At 67.7% G+C, this 248-nt stretch carries 1 protein-coding gene; it reads right to left on the reverse strand.

Going from position 1 to position 248, the window contains the following annotated elements:
* Positions 1 to 248: FAD-binding domain-containing protein (locus ACTFO6_RS19300; RefSeq protein WP_439935934.1), on the reverse strand; the 248-nt coding region annotated here is incomplete at both ends.

A 248-nucleotide genomic window follows, 5' to 3' on the forward strand; every position in this document is an offset into this window, starting at 1 on the left:
GCTCGTCGGGAAGCCCCGCGAGCTCCGGCAAGTGGCGGCGCAGGTAGGCGCCCCGGGGATCAAACTTGCGGCCCTGGAGCACCGGATTGAAGACGCGGAAATAGGGCGCTGCGTCCGCCCCGCAACCGGCGGCCCATTGCCAGCCCAAGGTGTTGTTGGCGAGATCCGCGTCCACCAGGGTGTCCCAGAACCAGCGTGCGCCTTCCTGCCAGGGAACCAGCAGATTCTTGGTGAGGAAGGAGGCGACG

Source organism: Pelomicrobium sp. G1, assembly GCF_051905455.1.
GTDB lineage: Bacteria > Pseudomonadota > Gammaproteobacteria > Burkholderiales > UBA6910 > Pelomicrobium.